A 19,236-nucleotide genomic window follows, 5' to 3' on the forward strand; every position below is an offset into this window, starting at 1 on the left:
GATTGTCACCGTGCGGCCCCGGCCGTTCGAGCGGTGCGGGTCAGCCCTTGCGGGTCTTGACCTGTTCCGTCAGCTGGGGGACGACCTCGAAGAGGTCGCCGACCACGCCGTAGTCGACGAGGTCGAAGATCGGGGCCTCGGCGTCCTTGTTGACGGCGACGATGGTCTTCGACGTCTGCATACCGGCACGGTGCTGGATCGCGCCGGAGATGCCGGAGGCGATGTACAGCTGCGGCGAGACCGACTTGCCGGTCTGGCCGACCTGGTTGGAGTGCGGGTACCAGCCGGCGTCGACGGCGGCGCGGGAGGCGCCGACGGCCGCGCCGAGCGAGTCGGCGAGGGCCTCGATGACGGCGAAGTTCTCGGCGCCGTTGACGCCGCGTCCGCCGGAGACCACGATCGCGGCCTCGGTCAGCTCGGGGCGGCCGGTGGACTCGCGCGGGGTGCGCGAGACGACCTTGGTGCCGGTGGCGGCCTCGGAGAAGGAGACCGTGAGGGCCTCGACCGTGCCCGCGGCGGGAGCGGCCTCGACGGCGGCCGAGTTCGGCTTGACCGTGATGACCGGGGTGCCCTTGCTGATCCGGGACTTGGTCGTGTACGACGCCGCGAACGCGGACTGCGTGGCGACCGGACCGTCGTCGCCGGCCTCCAGGTCGACGGCGTCGGTGATGATGCCGGAGCCGATACGGACCGCGAGACGGGCCGCGATCTCCTTGCCCTCGGCGGAGGACGGTACGAGCACGGCGGCCAGGGAGCCCCCGGCGGACGCTGCCTCGTACGCGGCCTGGAGCGCGTCCACCTTCGGCACGACGAGGTAGTCGGCGAACTCGGGAGCGTCGGCGGTCAGCACCTTGACCGCACCGTGCTCGGCCAGCGCGGCGGCGGTGGACTCGGCACCGGCGCCGAGCGCGACGGCGACCGGGTCGCCGATGCGGCGGGCCAGCGTCAGCAGCTCCAGAGTGGGCTTGCGGACGGCACCGTCCAGGTGGTCGACATAGACGAGAACTTCAGTCATGGGACTTCAATCTCCTGCGAATGCGAAAGAGCTGGGGGCGGTGAGAGGCGCTCGGCCTCAGATGAACTTCTGGCTCGCGAGGAACTCCGCGAGCTGCTTGCCGCCCTCGCCCTCGTCCTTGACGATCGTGCCCGCGGTACGCGCCGGGCGCTCCGTGGCCGAGTCGACCTTGGTCCAGGAGCCTTCGAGACCGACCTCGGCCGCGTCGATCTCCAGGTCCTCGAGGTCCAGGGACTCCACCGGCTTCTTCTTGGCCGCCATGATGCCCTTGAACGACGGGTAACGCGCCTCGCCCGACTGGTCGGTGACCGACACCAGCGCCGGGAGGGAGGCCTCCAGCTGCTCGGACGCCGAGTCGCCGTCGCGACGGCCCTTGACGGTGCCGTCCTCGACCGAGACCTCGGAGAGCAGCGTGACCTGGGGGACGCCCAGACGCTCGGCGAGGATCGCCGGAAGCACGCCCATGGTGCCGTCCGTGGACGCCATGCCGCAGATGACCAGGTCGTAACCGGTCTTCTCGATCGCCTTGGCCAGCACCAGCGAGGTGCCCATGACGTCGGAACCGTGCAGATCGTCGTCCTCGACGTGAACGGCCTTGTCGGCGCCCATCGACAGCGCCTTGCGCAGCGCGTCCTTGGCGTCGTCGGGGCCGACGGTCAGCACGGTGATCTCCGCGTCGTCCGCCTCGTCGGCGATCTGCAGCGCCTGCTCGACCGCGTACTCGTCCAGCTCCGACAGCAGACCGTCCACGTCGTCACGGTCGACGGTCAGGTCATCGGCGAAGTGCCGGTCGCCGGTGGCGTCGGGCACGTACTTCACACAGACAACGATCCTCAAGCTCACGCCGGCTCTCCTACTACATCGGTCATTTCTGTGGGGTCCCCGGCGCCGTGGGCCAGGGGCCTGCCTTATGCAGGCAGCATAGGCGCCTGAAGGCGGGGTTTCCGGTCGGGGCGACCGGTGCCCTGAGCGAAATATTACTCACCAGTACATCCCCCATGTACCCCGTGAGCAAGCGCTTGGAACTGTGACGTTGCCAACGCTGCGTAACCGGGAACTCTCAGTCCCGCAGGGCGTTGAAGCGCCCCTGGTGATAGACGAGCGGGCCGGCCGTTCCGGCCGAATCCCCCGCCACCGCCTGGGCGATGACGAGGTGGTGGTCCGCGGCCGGCACGCGCGCGAGGACCCGGCAGACCATCCAGGCGGGCACGTCGTCGATAACGGGCACGTTCTCGGGGCCGCGGCGCCAACGGGTGGGCGCGGCGAAGCGGTCCGCTCCGCTGCGGGCGAAGGTGGCGGCCAGCTCCTGCTGGTGCTCGCCGAGGACATGGACGCCGACGTGGTCCGCCCGGGCTATCACCGGCCAGCTGGAGGACGCGGTGCCGACACCGAAGGAGATCAGCGGCGGGTCGGCGGAGACCGAGCTGAGGGAGGTCGCGGTGAAGCCGACGGGTGCCTCGCCCTGCGCGGTGATCACCGCCACACCGGCCGCGTGCCGGCGGAAGACGGCGCGCAGCAGCTCGGGAGAGGCCACTCGGGAAGTACCGAGATCAGGCGTAGCGGTCATGGAGTGAGGGCCGGCCCACGGAGGGAAGGTTCTTCGGACACAGCGTCAGCCTGGCGATGCGTGGCCGGTGCAGTCAAGTGCTGCCCAGAAGGTGCGAGACGGATCACGGTGCGTCACACCGCCCGGCCGAGCGCGTTGATCACATCCGCCTTGCGGGGCTGACCGGCGGCGCGGGTGACGATCTGTCCGGTGGAGTCGAGCACCAGGACGGTCGGCGTCTTGAGGATGCCGAGTTCGCGGACGAGCGTCAGCCGCTCCTCCGCGTCGATCTCGACATGGGTCACGCCGTCGATCATGCCCGCGACATCGGCGAGGGTGCGCCGCGTGGCCCGGCACGGCTGGCAGAAGGCGCTGGAGAACTGCACGAGCGTCGCCCGTCGCCCCAGCTCCGCCCCCAGATCGGCCGGGCTCAGCCTCGTCCCCGCATCCCGGTCGCGCACCTTCAGCCTCCCGCCGTTCTTCCTCTGCCACACCCCGAACACGCTCGCCGCCGCGAGCACCAGCGCGCACACCACAAGTCCGCTCATCCTCAGCTCCAGCGTTCACAGGACTGCAAAGATTCCCACCGCTCCAGGGCCCGCGCGGTGCGTGATCCTGAACAGCATGGACATCGACGTCAGGGGCCCGCGCTTCGGGGCCGCCGTCACCACGGCCGTACTCGCCGCCGTACTGATCACCGGAAGCGGCGGCCTGCTCGCGTGGCAGGCCCTGTGCTTCGCGGCGGGCGCGCTGCTGGGAGTGCCGCGCTCGCCGTACGGATGGCTGTTCCGTACAGCCGTCAGGCCGAGGCTCGGTCCGCCGGCGGAGCTGGAGCCGTCGGCGGCCCCGCAGTTCGCCCAGGGGGTCGGGCTCGCCTTCGCGCTCCTCGGGCTGATCGGCTACTTCGCCGGACCCGCGTGGCTGGGCATCGCGGCGACCGCCTGCGCTCTCGCCGCCGCCTTCCTCAACGCCGTCTTCCGCTACTGCCTCGGCTGCGAGATGTACCTGCTTCTCCGGCGGGTGACGCCGAGGCGTCCATAATGTGACGGGAAGGACGTGACAAGAATCTCGCCGACCTCCGCCACCAGGACTGGCCAGCACGCCGCCCATGGGGCACGATCGGCGCAATGCCGAAAACCTACGGCTGCGTAACTTCCGCCGGGAGAACCCTCCCCGGGCACAACAGAAGGGCCCTCTCCAGATGGCAGAGCTCGTCTATCGGCCGGTCATCGGCGCCGCTCGCACCATGTTCAAGGCGCTGGACCTGAAGATCGACACTCAGGGTTCGGAGAACATCCCGCGTACCGGCGGTGCTGTGCTCGTCAGCAACCACATCAGCTACCTGGACTTCATCTTCACCGGCCTCGCCGCGCTGCCGCAGAAGCGGCTCGTGCGCTTCATGGCGAAGGACTCCGTCTTCCGGCACAAGATCTCCGGCCCGCTGATGCGCGGCATGAAGCACATCCCGGTGGACCGCAAGCAGGGTGAGGCCGCCTACGCGCACGCCCTCGACTCCCTGCGGTCGGGCGAGATCATCGGCGTCTTCCCCGAGGCCACCATCTCGCAGTCGTTCACGCTGAAGTCGTTCAAGTCCGGTGCCGCCCGGCTGGCGCAGGAGGCGGGCGTACCGCTCATCCCCATGGCACTGTGGGGCACGCAGCGGGTGTGGACCAAGGGCCGCCCGCGCAACTTCCGCCGCAGCCACATCCCGATCACGATCCGGGTGGGCGAGCCGGTCGAGGCGCCCACCGACCAGTACGCGGGTGCGATCACCCGCCGGCTGCGCGAGCGCGTGCAGGAGCTCCTCGAAGCGGCTCAGCGCGCCTATCCCGTGCGCCCCAAGGACGCGTCCGACACCTGGTGGGTGCCCGCGCACCTCGGGGGTACGGCGCCGACTCCGGCCGAGGTCCGCGAAGCCGGCTGAAACGTCACGCCCGTCGGCGGGTCCGTCCCGCGGCGGGCGGGTCCGTCGGCGCGTACACCTGCCAAGCGCAGCACGGACGCCCGTGCGCCTGCCCGTCAGTGCGGCGGACGGATCGTGATGCGCGCGCCCGGGCTCAGCTTCTCCAGCGACTCGGCGAGTTCATCGCCCGCGGCTTCCAGCTCACCGGTCGTCATGGGGGCCAGCGACTCCAGCAGGAAGATCGCGTTCACCGACTCCTCGGTGAGCCGGGTGCGGGGCCCCTGGCGCCAGTTCCAGCGCCGGCAGGTGACGCCCTCGTCGTCGCGCCAGACGACCTCGCCAGCGTCCGGGTGCTCCACCGTCTCCTCGCCGCCGGCGACGGTGACGAAGGGTTCGCCGCCGGTGGCGCGCACCAGCCGCATCCCGCCCCGGATACGGTCCAGGTCCTCGCCGCCGACGGGGATCAGATGGGCCACGCTGATGGCGTTGTAGAGGTCGACCAGCACATTGATCCGCGGCAGTCCGCCGTCCGCGAGCGCCCTCCTGGCCAGCGCCTCGGCGGAGTTGCGGGTGCGGGACGGCTTGGAGCCGAAGGCGGTGTACGCCGCGCGCCAGGCGGCCATGTGCGGGTCCTCGTGGGGGGCGCGTCCGTCCAGCCGCTCGGCGAGCCGTGCGGCGGCGGCGTCCAGCAGGGCCGAACTCTCGGTGGTGCTGGGCCCGTTGACCAGGCCGTGTGCCTCGACGGCCAGGTGGACGAAGCCGGGGACGAGATCCCTGACCTCGTCGGAGACGGTGAGCGAGAGCGTCATGCCGGACTGCCTCACAGTGCGCTGGGGAGGCGGCGCCGGAGCGCTCGACCGGTCGCTGCGGACCGGTGGCGCGCATCGGACACCGCGGGACGTGGTACAGCGTACCGTACCGAACAGTCCATCTCATTGGACTGATCAGGCGAGCGGACGGCACTACAGCGCACGGGCCGGCCGGACAGTGTCCGGCCGGCCCCTATGCCTGACTGCTCCCCCGCGGCGCTACGCCGCCATCTCCTCCTTGAGCGCCTGGACGAAGGCGTCGACGTCCTGCTCCGTGGTGTCGAAGGCGCACATCCAGCGCACATCACCGGCGGCCTCGTCCCAGAAGTAGAAGCGGAACCGCTTCTGCAGCCGCTCCGTCACCGCGTTGGGCAGCCGCGCGAAGACGGCGTTGGCCTGGACGGGGTACAGGATCTCGACGCCGTCGACACCGCGTACGCCGTCGGCCAGCCGCTGCGCCATGGCGTTGGAGTGCCGGGCGTTGCGCAGCCACAGATCGCGCGCGAGCAGCGCCTCGAGCTGTACGGAGACGAACCGCATCTTGGAGGCGAGCTGCATGGACATCTTGCGCAGATGCTTCATGTGGCTGACGGCGTCCGGGTTGAGCACGACGACGGCCTCGCCGAACAGCATGCCGTTCTTCGTGCCGCCGTAGGACAGCACATCGACGCCGACCGCATTGGTGAACGTGCGCATCGGGACGTCCAGGGACGCCGCCGCGTTGGCTATCCGGGCGCCGTCGAGGTGGACCTTCATCCCGTGCCCGTGGGCGTGCTCGACGATCGCGCGGATCTCGGCCGGGGTGTAGACCGTGCCCAGCTCGGTGTTCTGGGTGATCGACACGACCTGCGGCATCGCCCGGTGCTCGTCCTCCCAGCCCCATGCCTGACGGTCGATGAGCTCGGGGGTGAGCTTGCCGTCCGGCGTGGGCACGGTGAGCAGTTTGAGGCCGCCCATCCGCTCCGGTGCGCCGCCCTCGTCCACGTTGATGTGCGCGGACTCGGCGCAGATCACCGCGCCCCACCGGTCGGTGAGCGCCTGGAGCGCCGTGACGTTGGCGCCGGTGCCGTTGAAGACCGGGAAGGCCTCGGCCGTCGGCCCGAAGTGGCTGTGCATGACGCGCTGGAGGTGGTCGGTGTACTCGTCCTCGCCGTAGGCGACCTGATGACCGCCGTTGGCGAGGGCGAGCGCCGCCAGGACCTCGGGGTGGGCGCCCGCGTAGTTGTCGCTCGCGAAGCCGCGTACCTCGGGGTCGTGATGGCGGCGGGCCGCCGTCGGTGCGGCCTTCACGGTTTGGGGGTCAGCCACAGACGCTGTCCATTCGCTTCCCTGGCGGGCCGGTCCCAGACCCCGGCGATGGCTTCCGCCAGTTCCGTCACGTCCGTGAAGCCCGCGAACTTCGCATTCGGGCGCTCGGCGCGCATGGCGTCGTGCACCAGTGCCTTGACGACCAGGATCGCAGCCGCGGTCCTGGGACCCTCGTCGCCCCCCGCCTTGCGGAAGGCGTCGGCGAGCGCCAGCGTCCAGGCCTCGGCCGCGGCCTTCGACGCGGCGTACGCGGCGTTGCCGGCGGTCGGGTTGGACGCGCCGGCCGCGCTGATCAGCAGAAAGCGCCCCCGGTCGCTGCGCAGCAGCCCGTCGTGGAAGGCGAGTGAGGTGTGCTGAACGGTGCGGATCAGCAGCTTCTCGAGCAGGGCCCAGTCCGCGAGCTTCGTCTCGGCGAAGGACGGGCTTCCGCGCCAGCCTCCGACGAGGTGGACGAGCCCGTCGACGCGGCCGAACTCCTTCTCCGTCCTGTCGGCCCACTCCCGGGTGGCGTCCAGGTCGAGCAGGTCGACCGTGTCCCCCGTGACGGTCGCCCCGCCGTGCGCGTACCGGGCGGCGTCGACCGCCTCGGCGAGCCGTTCGGGGTCGGCGTCCGAGGCGACGACCGTCGCGCCGGCCTCGGCGAGGCGCAGCAGGGTGGCGCGGCCCGCCGGGCCCGCCGCTCCCGCCACCGCGACCACGGCGCCGTCCAGCGGCGCGTTCGAGCCTGAGTTCATGGTCGTGGTCTCCTTTGTGCGCGTGCTCATGCGGCTGCCCCGGTGGACGGCGTGCCGTCGGCCACTGCCGTACCCGCCGCGGTGATGCCCTTCGTGGAGGCGATCACCGTCTTCAGCTTCTTGGAGAGCGCCTCGAAGAACATGCTGAGCGGAAACTCGTCGGGAAGCACGTCGTCGACGAGTTTCCGGGGAGGCTGTGACAGATCGAGGGCGTCCGGGCCCTTGGCCCAGCGCGAGCCGGGGTGCGGCGCCAGATAGGTGGAGACCAGGTCGTACGCGGCGAACCAGTGGACCAGCTTGGGGCGGTCGATGCCGTCGCGGTAGAGCTTCTCGATCTCGGCGCACAGCTGGTTCGTGACCTGCGGCGCCCGCTCCCAGTCGATCTTCAGGGTGTTGTCGGTCCACCGCAGCACGTCGTGCTTGTGCAGGTAGGAGAAGAGCAGCTGGCCACCGAGGCCGTCGTAGTTGCGCACGCGCTCGCCGGTGACCGGGAAGCGGAACATGCGGTCGAAGAGCACGGCGTACTGGACGTCGCGGCCGTGGGAGTTGCCCTCGGCGTCGAGCTTCACGGCCTCCTTGAAGGCGGTGAGGTCGCAGCGCAGCTCCTCGAGGCCGTACATCCAGAACGGCTGGCGCTGCTTGATCATGAAGGGGTCGAAGGGCAGGTCGCCGTGGCTGTGGGTGCGGTCGTGGACCATGTCCCAGAGCACGAAGGCCTGCTGGCAGCGCTCCTGGTCGCCGATCATCTCCTGGATGTCCTGCGGGAGTTCGAGACCGAGGACCTGCACGGCCTCACTCGTCACCGCGCGGAAGCGCGCGGCCTCGCGGTCGCAGAAGATGCCGCCCCAGGTGAAACGCTCGGGCGCCTCGCGCACGGCGATGGTCTCCGGGAAGAGCACCGCGGAGTTGGTGTCGTAGCCCGCGGTGAAGTCCTCGAAGGTGATCCCGCAGAAGAGGGGGTTGTCGTAGCGGGTGCGCTCGAGCTCGGCGAGCCACTCGGGCCACACCATGCGCAGCACGACCGCTTCGAGGTTGCGGTCCGGGTTGCCGTTCTGCGTGTACATGGGGAAGACGACCAGGTGCTGGAGCCCGTCGGCGCGGCCCCGGGCGGGCTGGAAGGCCAGCAGCGCGTCCAGGAAGTCGGGTATGCCGAAGGCGTCGTCGGCCCACTTGCGCAGGTCGGCGACGAGCGCGCGGTGGTAGTCGGCGTCGTGCGGCAGGAGCGGGGAGAGCTCACCGATCGCGTCGATGACGCGGTCCAGTACTGCTTCGGCGTCGACACGCGCGGGGGCGCCCTCGGCGTCGAAGTCGATGGAGCCGTCCTTGGACTGCCAGGGACGGATCTCCTCGACGGCATTCTTGAGCCTCGTCCAGGCCGGGTGCTCGACCACCCGGTCGGCGGGGGATATGGGCGCAGGTGCGGCGTCCTGCACAAGAATTTCCGTCATGTCACTTCCTCCACAGGAGAACCTCGCGTCAAGACACCGTATCTATGCCCGGTTCTCCGGTACAAGTAGCAAGAAGCGAAATTATTCTTCCCCACCTTCATGATCACCGGAAGGTTTGCGGTTGATCATGGTCGAGGCAATGACTTCTGCCACACCGGCCATCGCGTCCTTCGCCTCGTCGACCACATTGCTCAGCGCCAGGAAGCCGTGGAACATCCCCGGGTAGTGGGCTTCCGTGACCGGCACGCCCGCCTCGGTGAGCCTCTTCGCATACGCCCGCCCCTCGTCGCAGACGGGGTCGCAGCCGGCCGTGACGATGTGCGCCGCGGGCAGTCCGGCGAGCTCGGCGCGCAGCGGGGAGGCCAGCGGGTGATGGATGTCACCGTCCGGTCCGAGGTACAGATCGCGGAACCAGCGGACGTGATCGGCGGTGAGGTAGTAACCCTCCGCGTTCGTCCGGTGCGACTCGGTGTCGAGAGCCGCGTCCGTCGCCGGGTAGATCAGCACCTGCAGGGCGACGTCCGGGCCGCCGCGCTCGCGACCGACGAGCATGGCGCAGGTGGCGAGGTTGCCCCCGGCGCTGTCCCCCGCGACGACCAGGGCACGCGGATCGCCTCCCAGCTCGCCGATGTGCTCCGCGGCCCAGCACACGGCCGCGTACGCGTCCTCGATGGGGACCGGGAAGCGCACCTCGGGCGCGAGCCGGTAGTCGACGGCGACGACGACGGCCCCCGCGTCCCGGCAGAGCTGACGGCACAGGCGGTCGTGACTGTTGAGCCCGCCGAGCACCCAGCCACCGCCGTGGAAGAAGACCACCGTCGGCCAGGGCCCGGGTCCGGCCTCGGGAAGGGGACGGTAGACGCGGACCGGCAGTTCGGGGGCGCCGGGCGGGCCCGGGATCGTGCGGTCGGCCACCCCGCCCACCTTCTGCCTGCCGAAAGGAGAGAGGGAGGCGTCCATGATCCGCCGCGCCTCCACGGCATCGGTCACCGACACCCCGACGTCCGGGAAGACGGCGGCGAGAATGTCGACGAACTCCCTCACCTCGGGCCTCAGCCGGTCTCTCCCGATGGTCATCCAGGTCTCCCTCGTCCGTGAGAACAGTGTGTCGGCCACAGCGTTCCTTCCCGGCGCGGCGGCCCGCAGCGTTTTGCGCAGGGCTGACATGACGTCAAGCCGTACAGGACGCGCCCACGAGCGGGGGACACGACAAGCGCCCGAGAGGCTGGAAGTCGGCGTCAATCACCCCTGTTACCGCGTGCGAGAGCGGTTTCATCCGGGGGTGCGGCCATTAGGCTGCGTCCTTGCCGCGCCGCGTCGTCAGGCCACGCCGCGCGGGAGCCGCCGTCGACGGAAGCGAGAGAATCTTGACTTTCCTCACCATCGGTCATCGCGGGGTCATGGGCGTCGAGCCGGAGAACACCCTGCGTTCCTTCGTCCGGGCCGAGCGGGCCGGGATGGACGCCATCGAACTGGATCTGCATCTGAGCAAGGACGGCGCGCTCGTCGTCATGCACGACGCCGACGTGGACCGTACGACGGACGGCAAGGGACCCATCGCCGACAAGACCCTGGCGGAGCTGCGCGAGCTCGACGCGGGCCACGGCGAGCGGGTGCCGGTCTTCGAAGAGGTCCTCGACGCGGTGCACGCACCGCTCCAGGCCGAGATCAAGGACGTGGCCGCGGCGCGCGCCCTCGCCGAGGTGATGAGGAAACGCGACCTCGTCCACCGGGTCACCGTCTCGTCCTTCCACGACGACGCGGTGGCCGAGATCGCCTCGCTGGTGCCGGGCGTCCGCACGGTGCTGATCGCGAGCCGCTGGGGTGCCGACATCGTCGACCGCGCCAAGGCCGTGGGCGCCGGAGCCCTCGCCCTGAACATCCGCCGGCTGACCCTGGAGACCGTCGAGCACGCCCACGGCGAGGCGCTCCAGGTGATCGGCTGGGTGGTCAACACCCAGGACCAGCTGCGGCTGGTGCGCGCCCTCGAACTCGACGGCGCGACCACCGACTTCCCGGAGATCCGGCGCACGGGGCGGTTCACCGCGTAGGGCGTTGCGGTCGGTCAGGACCCGGCCGCCGTGCGGAGCCGGTGGGGGATCACGCCGTCAGATCCTTCACCAGCAGCTCGAAGGTCAGGTCCTCGCGCTGCGGGATGCCGAAGCGCTCGTCGCCGTACGGGAAGGGCGTCAGCTCTCCCGTACGGCGGTAGCCGCGCCGCTCGTACCAGGCGATCAGCTCGTCCCGCACCGAGATCACCGTCATGTGCATCTCGCGCACGCCCCACGTCTGCCGTGCGCTGCGCTCCGCCTGGGCGATGATCAGACGGCCCAGTCCCCCGCCCTGAAGGTTCGGGCGGACGGCGAACATGCCGAAGTAGGCGGCTTCGCCGCGGTGTTCGAGCTGGCAGCAGGCGATCAGCTCACCGTCGCGCTCCACGACGAGAAGGCGGCTGCCGGGGGATTCGATGACCTCGCGCACACCCTCGGGGTCGGTGCGCTGCCCGTCGAGGATGTCCGCCTCGGTCGTCCAGCCGGCCCTGCTCGTGTCACCGCGATAGGCCGACTCGATCAGCCCGACCAGCGCCGGTGCGTCGGCGGCGACGGCGTCGCGGTACGTCAGCTCGCCGGAGTCCCGGGGCGGTGCGGTGTCCATGGATCGCTCTCCGTTCTTCGACAGCTGGTGTCACAACAGCGTGCGGGTGCCACGAGAGTACCCGCGGACACGATCCAGGGAGTGTCCGCACAGTGTCGTCGTCCGCCCGGAGGGCGGGGTTCGCGGTGTCCGGTGCGTGCGATCGCAAGGCGCCGGTGCGCCCTCGTAGCGGAGCTACTCGGGCGTATCGGCAACGCGGCGAGGGCGCGTGCGGGGCGTCGCGAACCAGACGAGACTGTGCGGACACGATCTAGGGTTCGGGCATGGTGCATGTGCTGAGCAGCCGGATCCTTCTGCGTCCCACCGACCCCGAGCGCTCCCGGCAGTTCTACGGGCAGAAGCTCGGGCTGCCCGTCTACCGGGAGTTCGGGACCGGCCCGGAGCGGGGCACGGTCTACTTCCTCGGCGGCGGCTTCCTCGAGATCTCGGGCCGCTCCGAGCCTCCCGCCGCGAACGGGCCCCGGCTGTGGCTTCAGGTCGAGGACGTCGCGGCCGTCCACGCGGAGCTGGCGGAGCAGGGTGTCGAGGTGCTGCGGCCGCCCGTGCAGGAGCCGTGGGGGCTGATCGAGATGTGGATCGCGGACCCGGACGGCCATCGGATCGCCGTCGTCGAGGTGCCCGCCGATCATCCGCTGCGGCACCGTCCCTGAGCCCGACGCCGGGGAGCGGGCGGGGCGCGCGGGCGAAGGGCGCGGACCCGGACACCGCTCAGTGCTCCCTGTGCACCCCCGTGCGCTCGCGTACCCCCGGTGGTGGCCGGGCATCGACCTCTCGACATCCGTCGATGGGGGAGGTTCGCCGTGCACGGACCCGCGATGTCCGGCTGGCTGCTCATGGCGCTGTGCGGAGCGACCGGCCTGTACTGCCTGGTGCGGATGCGCGGCGCCTCCGGCGAGGCGCGCAGGGCGGCCGGCGGCGAGGCGCTGATGGGTTTCGGCATGGCGGCGATGGCGCTGCCGGCGGCCGTCGTCGTGCTGCCGGGCTGGGCCTGGACGGTGTACGCGGCCGTCTTCGGCGCCGCGGCGCTCGCGGCCCTGTGGCCGGCCCGTCGCGGTCTGCATCATCTGCACCACGCGGTCGGCTCGCTCGCGATGGTCTACATGGCGCTGGCGATGGCCCCCGGCGGTGGCCCCCACGCCGGTCACGCCCCAGCAGGCGTACCGCTGCTGACCGGCGCGCTGCTGGTGTACTACGCGGCGTACGTCCTGCGCTCGGGGGTGCGGCTGGTGCCCGTGCCGGCTGCCGCGGGCGTCTGCGGACCGCTCTCCTTCGGCGCCCGGCCCGAGCTCGCACCGGCCTGCAGACTGGCGATGGGCCTCGCGATGCTCGCCATGCTGCTCACCCTCTGACGCCCCCACGACGGCCCGCCGCGAGGCCGGTCACGACACCGTGTCGTACATCACTTGGCGCGCAGGGTCATACCCGCAAGTAGCCGCGCGCTCATAGGCTGACGGCATGTTGGTCTCCCTCGTGCTGCTGATGCTCGGCGCACTGGCCGCCGTGGCGGCTCCGCAACTGCTGTCGCGCGCCGACTGGCCGGAGCGCGAGCCGGTGGTGGCCCTGTGGGTGTGGCAGTGCGTGGTGGCGGCGGTGCTGCTGTCGTTCGCGCTGTCGATGACCTTCAGCGCGGCGGCGGCCTGGCAGCTCGTCCGCGGTCATGTCTTCGCACCGGCGCCGCACGGGGTGGTGGAGGCCTACGCCCTCGGGGCGAACGGGCCCTGGTCGGCCACCCTCGCCGTCCTGCTGGCCTGCGGCGGCCTGTGGACCGCCGCGATGCTCACCCGGGAGATCCGCCGGGCCCGGCTGCGTCGCAAGCAGCGGCGCACCGAGCTGCTGGTGCGCTCCCCCCTCATGCCGGGCGAGCAGCCGGGCAGTGAGCCGCTGGTCGTTCTGGAGGGGGCGCGCCCCGACGCCTGGTGGCTGCCCGGCACCGCGCCGCAACTGGTCATCACCACCGCGGCGTTGCGACGACTGAAGGGCCGTCAGCTCGACGCGGTCCTGGCCCACGAGCAGGGTCACGCCCAGGCACGCCACGACTGGCTGCTGCACTGCTCCTCCGCGCTCGCCAACGGGTTCCCGCAGATCCCGGTGTTCGCCGCCTTCCGCGACGAGATGCACCGGCTGGTGGAGCTGGCCGCCGACGATGTCGCCTCACGCCGTTTCGGGCGGCTCACCATCGCCCTGGCGCTCGTGGAACTGAACGAGGACCGCGGGGTGTTCGGTCCGTGCCCCACTCCGGACGCCCAGCTGCCGCAGCGTGTGAACCGGCTGCTGGCGCCCGTTCCGCGGCTCACCGCGGGCCGCCGTCTGCGGCTCACCGCCGCGGCCGCGCTGGTGCCGGTCGTACCGCTCCTGGTGGCCTTCGTCCCGGCACTTCGCGCGCTGGGTTAGCCGTAGATCTCCTCTCACGGGGAAGATCCCCTTCATGCACTCGCCACATCCCGCCCCGACCACTCCCCCGGAGGCCGGACCGCCGCCCGGACCGGCGCGCACCGGGACACTGCTGGTCGTGCTCTTCGCCGTCCTGCTGTTCCTGGTCGCCATCGCCTGGTCACCGCTCATCGCCTTCGACCGCTCCGTCGCCGACGGACTGCACATGTGGGCCGTCGACGATCCGGGGCTCGTCCGGGTGAATCGCATCCTGAGCGACTGGGTGTGGGACCCCTGGGCGATGCGCGCGCTGATCGCCGTGGCCGTGGTGTGGCTGTGGTGGCGCGGCGAACGCCTGCTCGCCGTGTGGGTGGCGGCGACGAGCGCGCTCGGCACGCTCCTCCAGCAGGGTCTGAAGTCCGCGGTGGGCCGCGAGCGCCCGGAGTGGCCCGATCCGGTCGACTCGGCGCACTTCTCGGCCTTCCCTTCGGGCCACGCGATGACGGCCATGGTCACCTGCGTGACGGTGCTCTGGCTGCTGCGGCGCCACGGGGTGGAGGGGCAGTGGTGGCTGTGGGCCGTGGTCGTGGCCGTGGTCTCCGTGGTCGGGGTGGGCCTGACCCGGCTCTATCTCGGCGTCCACTGGCCCACGGACGTCATCGGCGGCTGGCTGCTCGGGGCGGGCTGCGTGGCGTTTTCGGTCACGGCGTACGAACGGACGGTCTTGTCCCGGCAGCACTGAGCCGGAGAGGATCGTCGGCATGCCGGTCACGGGTGTGCTGTTCGACTTCTCGGGAACGCTGCTGCGCAGCGAGTCGGTGTCCGACTGGCTCCGGGCGAGCCTGGAGGTCTGCGACACCGAACTCCCCGAGCCCGGGTTCTCCCGCCTCGCCGGCGAGCTGGCGGCGGCCGGCGCTCTGCCGGGAGGTCCGAAGCCGGCCGTGGTCCCGCCGCATCTGGTCGAGGTGTGGGCGGCCCGCGACACGTCGGCGGCGCACCACCGCGCCGCGTACACCGGTCTCGCGCGCGGCGTCGAACTGCCGGATCCACGCCTCTCCGACGCGCTGTACGAACGGCACATGGAGCCCGCTGCCTGGCGCCCCTACCCCGACGCCGCCGAGGTGCTGGGCGCCCTGCGGGAGCGGGGGCTCGGGATCGCGGTGGTGAGCAACATCGGCTGGGACCTGCGGCCGGTCGTGCGGGCCCACGGCCTCGGCACCTTCGTGGACGCGTACGCACTGTCCTACGAGCACGGTGTGCAGAAGCCCGACGCACGGCTCTTCCGGGTGGGCTGCGAGGCGCTGGGTCTGCATCCCGGTGATGTGCTCATGGTCGGGGACGACCGGCACGCGGACGGGGGCGCCGCGGATCTCGGGTGCGCCGTCCACTTCGTGGATCCTGCGCCGGCGGCGGAACGGCCCGACGCTCTGCGAAAGGTCCTGGATCTCGTGGACCGAGCGGACCAGGCGGACCGGTACGAACCGTGCGGACCCCGGGGCCCCGATTCGTCCGCGCACCGGCCCGGGGAGAGACACTGAAGGCATGACAAAGCCACCCGAACCGGACGATCCCCCGCGTCGCCCGGTTCGGGCAGCACCCCGCTGACCAGGCCCTGAAGCCCGCACAGCGGAACACCCTGAGTATATTGGCTGAGAGCCAGTCAACGCAGGAGTCCAGCATGTCCCCGCGGAGCGCATCGGTCAATGAAGAGCTTCGTCGGCGTTCCCGGGAGCGGCTCCTCCAGGCGACCGTGGAGCTGGTCGACGAGCGTGGCTACGAGGCCACGACGCTGGCCGACATAGCCGACCGGGCGGGTTCCGCTCGCGGTCTGATCTCGTACTACTTTCCGGGCAAGCGACAGCTTCTGCAGTCGGCCGTGCACCGGTTGATGCATCTCACACTCCGCGAGGCGCTGGAGCGGGAGCCGCGAACCGAGGACGGACGCGAACTGCTGGCACGGGCGATCGACGCCGTGCTCGGGCTCGCCGTCGACCATCCGGTGCTGATGCGGACCCATATGTCGGGCGTGCTTCAGGCCGAGGGCTTTGTGCAGTGCCCGGAGCAGCAGCAGCTGGCGGTGCAGTTGCGGGCCACCGTGGAGCGGTACGGCTCCCAGCAGGCCGAGGTGGACTACCCGCTGCTGAGGGCCCTGCTGATGGGCGCGGTCTTCGCGATCCTGCTGCCCGGCGCGCCGATGCCGCTCGCGCGGCTGCGGGCGGAGCTCTTCCAGCGCTACGGGCTGGACTGGGAGCTCGGAGTCCCGCCGGGCGGAGATCCGCCCGGCGGGACGAGGTACGACACCAGAGAGGTCCTGGGTCAGTCGCGGTCGAAGTAGTCGGGCTGGGTCTGCACGTTGAGCTCGTGCAGCCGCACCCGCTTCGCCGGGTCCGTACGCCTGTCGTTGAGCTTCAGGACGTCGAGACCCTTCGCGATGTCGTTCGAGTAGATGTAACCGTTGTAGTAGTACGCCGACCAGGGACCGGCCGTGGTGACCTGGTCGAGGGTGACGGGACCACGCTCGAAGAAGGCGATCTCCTTGGGCCTGCTCGAGTTGGTGAAGTCCCAGACCGAGATACCACCCTGGTACCAGGCCTGGACCATGATGTCGCGGCCCTTCACCGGGATGATCGAGCCGTTGTGCGCCACGCAGACCTCGGCGTCGGCCTGGTGCCGGTCGATCTTGAAGTAGCTGCGGAAGACGAGCTTGCGCTTGTCGCCCCGGCCGACGAGGTCGTAGACGCCGTCGGCGCCGCGGTTCGGGCCGATCTCCTCGTTGCAGGTGGCCGCTCCGCCGCCGCCGAGCTCGTCGGTGAAGACGACCTTGTCGGCGTCCTGGTTGAAGGTCGCCGAGTGCCAGAACGCGAAGTTCACGTTGTCCTGGACGCGGTCGATGACCTTCGGGCGCTCCGGGTCCTTGATCGAGAACAGGATGCCGTCACCCATGCAGGCGCCGGCGGCCAGGTCCTTCGAGGGGAGCACGGTGATGTCGTGGCAGCCGGTGGTCTTGGAGACGCCCGGGTTGGTGGGCGAACCGGGGTTGCCTCCGCCGTCCGGACCCTCACCGGGGAAGAGCACCGGGAAGTTCACGATCCGGGCCTGCTGCGGGGCCTTGCGCGGCACCTTGATGACGGAGATGCCGTCGTGCGGCGGCTGGCAGTCCGGGAAGGCCGCGCTCGGCGAGTACGACGACACGTAGATGTAGACGTCGCGGCGCTCGGGCACCAGCGTGTGCGTGTGCGAGCCGCACGCGGTCTCGACAGCGGCGATGTACTTCGGGTTGCGCTTGTCGCTGATGTCGAAGATCTTCATGCCCTCCCACGACGACTTCTCGGTCGCGGGCTGCGTCGTGCTGTTGCACGAGTTGTCGCTGCGCGAGGAGTCGGTGGAGAGGAACAGCAGGTCCCCGGAGACCGAGATGTCGTTCTGGCTGCCGGGACACAGCACCTGGGCGACCGTCTTCGGCGCCTTCGGGTTGCTGATGTCGAAGATACGGAAGCCGTCGTAGTTGCCCGCGTAGGCGTACCTGCCCTGGAAGGCGATGTCCGTATTGGTGCCCTTGAGCGCGTCCTTGGGGACGTTGGTGAGGTGCTCGATGTTGTCGCTGTGGACGATCTCGTCCACGCCGGGTATCTCACCACTCGCGATGGCGGAGCGGTCCTGCGCCGCCTGGCCCGAGGAGATCTCCTTGTGGGCGGCCTTGTCCCCGGGGTCTGGTGTGGCGGCCGCGGGTCCGGCCGTCAGCAGCGTGGCGAGGAGCCCGGCCGCGGCTGCCGCCACGCCCAGACGTCTGCGCCGCACTCGGGTGGTGTGCAACAGGGTCACTGCGTCCTCCCTTGTATCCGTTCCTAGTTGAACGGTTCACGGACCACCGCAGTATCTTCCCTTGCATGGACATCTCAACAGATGGCAACAGAGACGTAATGAAAGTTTCTGATCAACAGGCTTCCGAAGCGTGCTAGGACGGTCATAGAACACCCCAAGTGCCTCAGGAGGTCTCCGTGTTGAACCGCCGCCCGGCCTCACGTTCCCGCAGACCGGTGGTCGCGGTGGCCGTGGCCGCCGCCGTACTCGCCCTGGGTGCCTGCGAGTCGGACAGCGACGCTCCGGCCAAGGCCAAGAGGGACAGCGGCCCCTCGGTGGTCGCGCCGGGGAAGCCGGGTGAACCGGCGAAGACACTCTCCCCCGAGGAGGCCAGGAAGGCCGCCCCGGACGACTCGCCGAACTCCGCCGACTTCTCCTACGCCCACATGATGATCACGCACCACAGCCAGGCGGTGACGATGACCGCACTGGTGCCGACCCGCGCGGAATCGACGCAGGTCAAGCGGCTGGCGGAGCGCATTTCGGCGTCCCAGAAGCCCGAGATCGCGGCGATGCAGGGCTGGCTGAAAGTCAACGGCGGGAAGAAGGGCGACAGCGGACACGACCACGGCGCCGCCCCGATGCCGGGCATGGCGACCGCCGCGCAGCTGACCCAGCTGCGCGCCGCGAAGGGCAAGGCGTTCGACGAACTCTTCCTGAAGCTGATGATGACGCACCATCAGGGAGCCATCACGATGGCCACGGAGGCCCTGACGGAGGGCAACAACGTGCTGATCGAGGAGATGGCGACGGATGTGATCGCGCAGCAGACGAGCGAGATCGGCCGGATGCGGAAGATGTGACGCCGGGCCGCGTCCGCGCGGCGCTAGCGGCGGTTGTGGCGCGGCGGCAGATGTCCTTCGTCGCGCGCGCCGGCGATCAGCCGGAGGGCCTTGCGGCGACCGTGGCCGGTCGCGCCCATCACCGCGAGCACGGGGTCGCGGCCGTCCTGCTGAGCGCTCCGGTAGACATCGGCGGCCAGTCGGCGACCGGCCGCGCCGCGCGGCGGAGAGGTGCGCGCCCGGCGACGTGACGGAAAAGGCGCACTCCCCCGTTCCCTGCCCTCGCGGGCGTCGGGTGCGGCAGGCGGCGTCACCACGCGCGGCGCCCGTCCCGCGGCCGTACGGCAGGCGTCCTCGAGAGGGTCCTCGATCCGGTCGGCGAGCACGGTGAAGCTCCGCAGCGGCAGCGGCGGGTCGGCGCGCATGTCCTCGATCGCGATCCGCCCCTGGTCGACGACGGCCAGCACCTCGATGCGCGCCCCGTCGGCGAAGGTCAGCCGGACGTTGAACCAGGGCTGGGTGAGCTCGTACGCAGGGAGGGATTCGACGGTGGTGACGGTGCCGTGGCCCTGCACCTCCCAGACCGGCGGAAAGGGCAGCACCTGATGCAGGTCATTCTGATCATGAGCGTTAAGAAACGTAGTTTCTTGCACAATTAGCACGTAACCAGTCAATTCCGGTCGATCTGCGACGGCACGCACACCGGGCCGGCGCAGAGCACCCCGTTGGGGGTCCCGTCCACCGAAAGGCCGCCGGGTCACACCTCCCCAGCGCCGTACCCCGGTGCGATGCTGGAGTTTCCCTG

The 19,236-nt window shown here is 70.5% G+C and carries 22 protein-coding genes; 10 read left to right on the forward strand and 12 right to left on the reverse strand.

Translation table 11 applies throughout. From position 1 onward, the window contains the following. Positions 1–40: 40 nt before the first annotated feature. The 4 genes from ACFWU3_RS33330 to ACFWU3_RS33345 form a co-directional block, all read right to left on the reverse strand. On the reverse strand, positions 41–1,015 hold the full coding sequence (locus ACFWU3_RS33330) for an electron transfer flavoprotein subunit alpha/FixB family protein (protein ID WP_384444890.1): 975 nt from the start codon (positions 1,013–1,015) through the stop codon (positions 41–43). 57 nt (positions 1,016–1,072) lie between these two features. Continuing rightward, positions 1,073–1,858, reverse strand: coding sequence for an electron transfer flavoprotein subunit beta/FixA family protein (locus tag ACFWU3_RS33335; protein ID WP_313947743.1), 786 nt, complete (start codon positions 1,856–1,858; stop codon positions 1,073–1,075). A gap of 217 nt (positions 1,859–2,075) precedes the next feature. Then, complete coding sequence (locus tag ACFWU3_RS33340) at positions 2,076–2,582, reverse strand: flavin reductase family protein (protein WP_384444892.1); 507 nt, start codon at positions 2,580–2,582, stop codon at positions 2,076–2,078. 113 nt (positions 2,583–2,695) lie between these two features. Then, complete coding sequence (locus ACFWU3_RS33345; protein WP_384444893.1) at positions 2,696–3,109, reverse strand: TlpA family protein disulfide reductase; 414 nt, start codon at positions 3,107–3,109, stop codon at positions 2,696–2,698. 76 nt (positions 3,110–3,185) lie between these two features. On the opposite strand from ACFWU3_RS33345, the gene ACFWU3_RS33350 reads away from it, so the two are divergent. Together ACFWU3_RS33350 and ACFWU3_RS33355 are read left to right on the forward strand one after the other, a co-directional pair. Continuing rightward, positions 3,186–3,602: a DUF4395 domain-containing protein gene (locus ACFWU3_RS33350; RefSeq protein WP_384444895.1), complete on the forward strand. Its 417-nt coding sequence runs from the start codon at positions 3,186–3,188 to the stop codon at positions 3,600–3,602. 160 nt (positions 3,603–3,762) lie between these two features. Continuing rightward, positions 3,763–4,485 (forward strand): lysophospholipid acyltransferase family protein, encoded by a 723-nt coding sequence (locus ACFWU3_RS33355; protein WP_327685437.1) that lies wholly within the window; start codon positions 3,763–3,765, stop codon positions 4,483–4,485. A gap of 95 nt (positions 4,486–4,580) precedes the next feature. Here ACFWU3_RS33355 and ACFWU3_RS33360 read toward each other — a convergent pair whose 3' ends face one another. The 5 genes from ACFWU3_RS33360 to ACFWU3_RS33380 all read right to left on the reverse strand — a co-directional run bounded on the left by ACFWU3_RS33360 (position 4,581) and on the right by ACFWU3_RS33380 (position 9,840). After that, entirely contained in the window at positions 4,581–5,273 is a 693-nt protein-coding gene (locus ACFWU3_RS33360; protein ID WP_384444897.1) for a B3/4 domain-containing protein, read from the reverse strand. 219 nt (positions 5,274–5,492) lie between these two features. Continuing rightward, the gene (locus ACFWU3_RS33365) at positions 5,493–6,581 is read right to left on the reverse strand and encodes a threonine aldolase family protein (RefSeq protein WP_384444899.1); all 1,089 of its coding nucleotides are present in this window, start codon (positions 6,579–6,581) and stop codon (positions 5,493–5,495) included. Next, positions 6,560–7,315: an SDR family NAD(P)-dependent oxidoreductase gene (locus tag ACFWU3_RS33370; protein WP_384444901.1), complete on the reverse strand. Its 756-nt coding sequence runs from the start codon at positions 7,313–7,315 to the stop codon at positions 6,560–6,562. Before ACFWU3_RS33370 ends, ACFWU3_RS33365 begins: the two co-directional genes overlap by 22 nt. Before the next feature lie 26 nt (positions 7,316–7,341). Then, entirely contained in the window at positions 7,342–8,763 is a 1,422-nt protein-coding gene (locus ACFWU3_RS33375) for a DUF6421 family protein (RefSeq protein ID WP_384444903.1), read from the reverse strand. Between the two features lie 81 nt (positions 8,764–8,844). Next, on the reverse strand, positions 8,845–9,840 hold the full coding sequence (locus ACFWU3_RS33380) for an alpha/beta hydrolase (RefSeq protein ID WP_384444905.1): 996 nt from the start codon (positions 9,838–9,840) through the stop codon (positions 8,845–8,847). A gap of 290 nt (positions 9,841–10,130) precedes the next feature. Here ACFWU3_RS33380 and ACFWU3_RS33385 point away from each other — a divergent pair, with 290 nt between their 5' ends. Next, the gene (locus ACFWU3_RS33385) at positions 10,131–10,814 is read left to right on the forward strand and encodes a glycerophosphodiester phosphodiesterase (RefSeq protein WP_384444907.1); all 684 of its coding nucleotides are present in this window, start codon (positions 10,131–10,133) and stop codon (positions 10,812–10,814) included. Positions 10,815–10,863: 49 nt separating this feature from the next. On the opposite strand, the gene ACFWU3_RS33390 is transcribed toward ACFWU3_RS33385, so the two are convergent. Beyond that, positions 10,864–11,418 carry a GNAT family N-acetyltransferase gene (locus ACFWU3_RS33390; protein WP_384444909.1) on the reverse strand — a complete coding sequence of 185 codons (555 nt, stop codon included), beginning with the start codon at positions 11,416–11,418 and terminating at the stop codon, positions 10,864–10,866. 263 nt (positions 11,419–11,681) lie between these two features. Here ACFWU3_RS33390 and ACFWU3_RS33395 point away from each other — a divergent pair, with 263 nt between their 5' ends. The 6 genes from ACFWU3_RS33395 (at position 11,682) to ACFWU3_RS33420 (ending at position 16,123) form a co-directional block, all read left to right on the forward strand. Next, complete coding sequence (locus ACFWU3_RS33395) at positions 11,682–12,068, forward strand: VOC family protein (protein ID WP_384444910.1); 387 nt, start codon at positions 11,682–11,684, stop codon at positions 12,066–12,068. A gap of 150 nt (positions 12,069–12,218) precedes the next feature. Then, positions 12,219–12,767 (forward strand): DUF5134 domain-containing protein, encoded by a 549-nt coding sequence (locus ACFWU3_RS33400; protein ID WP_384444913.1) that lies wholly within the window; start codon positions 12,219–12,221, stop codon positions 12,765–12,767. A 106-nt stretch (positions 12,768–12,873) separates the two neighbouring features. Then, a complete protein-coding gene (locus ACFWU3_RS33405) occupies positions 12,874–13,809 on the forward strand; it encodes a M56 family metallopeptidase (protein ID WP_384444914.1) in 936 nt (311 codons plus the stop codon). Between the two features lie 34 nt (positions 13,810–13,843). Beyond that, positions 13,844–14,530, forward strand: a complete 687-nt coding sequence (locus ACFWU3_RS33410) for a phosphatase PAP2 family protein (protein WP_384444916.1) — start codon at positions 13,844–13,846, stop codon at positions 14,528–14,530. Positions 14,531–14,549: 19 nt separating this feature from the next. Then, positions 14,550–15,326, forward strand: a complete 777-nt coding sequence (locus tag ACFWU3_RS33415) for an HAD family hydrolase (RefSeq protein ID WP_384444918.1) — start codon at positions 14,550–14,552, stop codon at positions 15,324–15,326. 140 nt (positions 15,327–15,466) lie between these two features. Then, entirely contained in the window at positions 15,467–16,123 is a 657-nt protein-coding gene (locus ACFWU3_RS33420; protein WP_384444920.1) for a TetR/AcrR family transcriptional regulator, read from the forward strand. Here the strand turns inward: ACFWU3_RS33420 and ACFWU3_RS33425 are convergent. Further along, a complete protein-coding gene (locus ACFWU3_RS33425; RefSeq protein WP_384444921.1) occupies positions 16,105–17,610 on the reverse strand; it encodes an LVIVD repeat-containing protein in 1,506 nt (501 codons plus the stop codon). The genes ACFWU3_RS33420 and ACFWU3_RS33425 overlap by 19 nt on opposite strands. A gap of 176 nt (positions 17,611–17,786) precedes the next feature. On the opposite strand from ACFWU3_RS33425, the gene ACFWU3_RS33430 reads away from it, so the two are divergent. Further along, a complete protein-coding gene (locus ACFWU3_RS33430; protein WP_384444923.1) occupies positions 17,787–18,452 on the forward strand; it encodes a DUF305 domain-containing protein in 666 nt (221 codons plus the stop codon). Positions 18,453–18,475: 23 nt separating this feature from the next. Here the strand turns inward: ACFWU3_RS33430 and ACFWU3_RS33435 are convergent, their stop codons facing one another. Continuing rightward, the gene (locus ACFWU3_RS33435) at positions 18,476–19,033 is read right to left on the reverse strand and encodes a DUF6214 family protein (protein ID WP_384444925.1); all 558 of its coding nucleotides are present in this window, start codon (positions 19,031–19,033) and stop codon (positions 18,476–18,478) included. Between the last annotated feature and the right edge of the window lie 203 nt (positions 19,034–19,236).

The organism is Streptomyces sp. NPDC058685 (assembly GCF_042714725.1).
Lineage (GTDB): Bacteria > Actinomycetota > Actinomycetes > Streptomycetales > Streptomycetaceae > Streptomyces.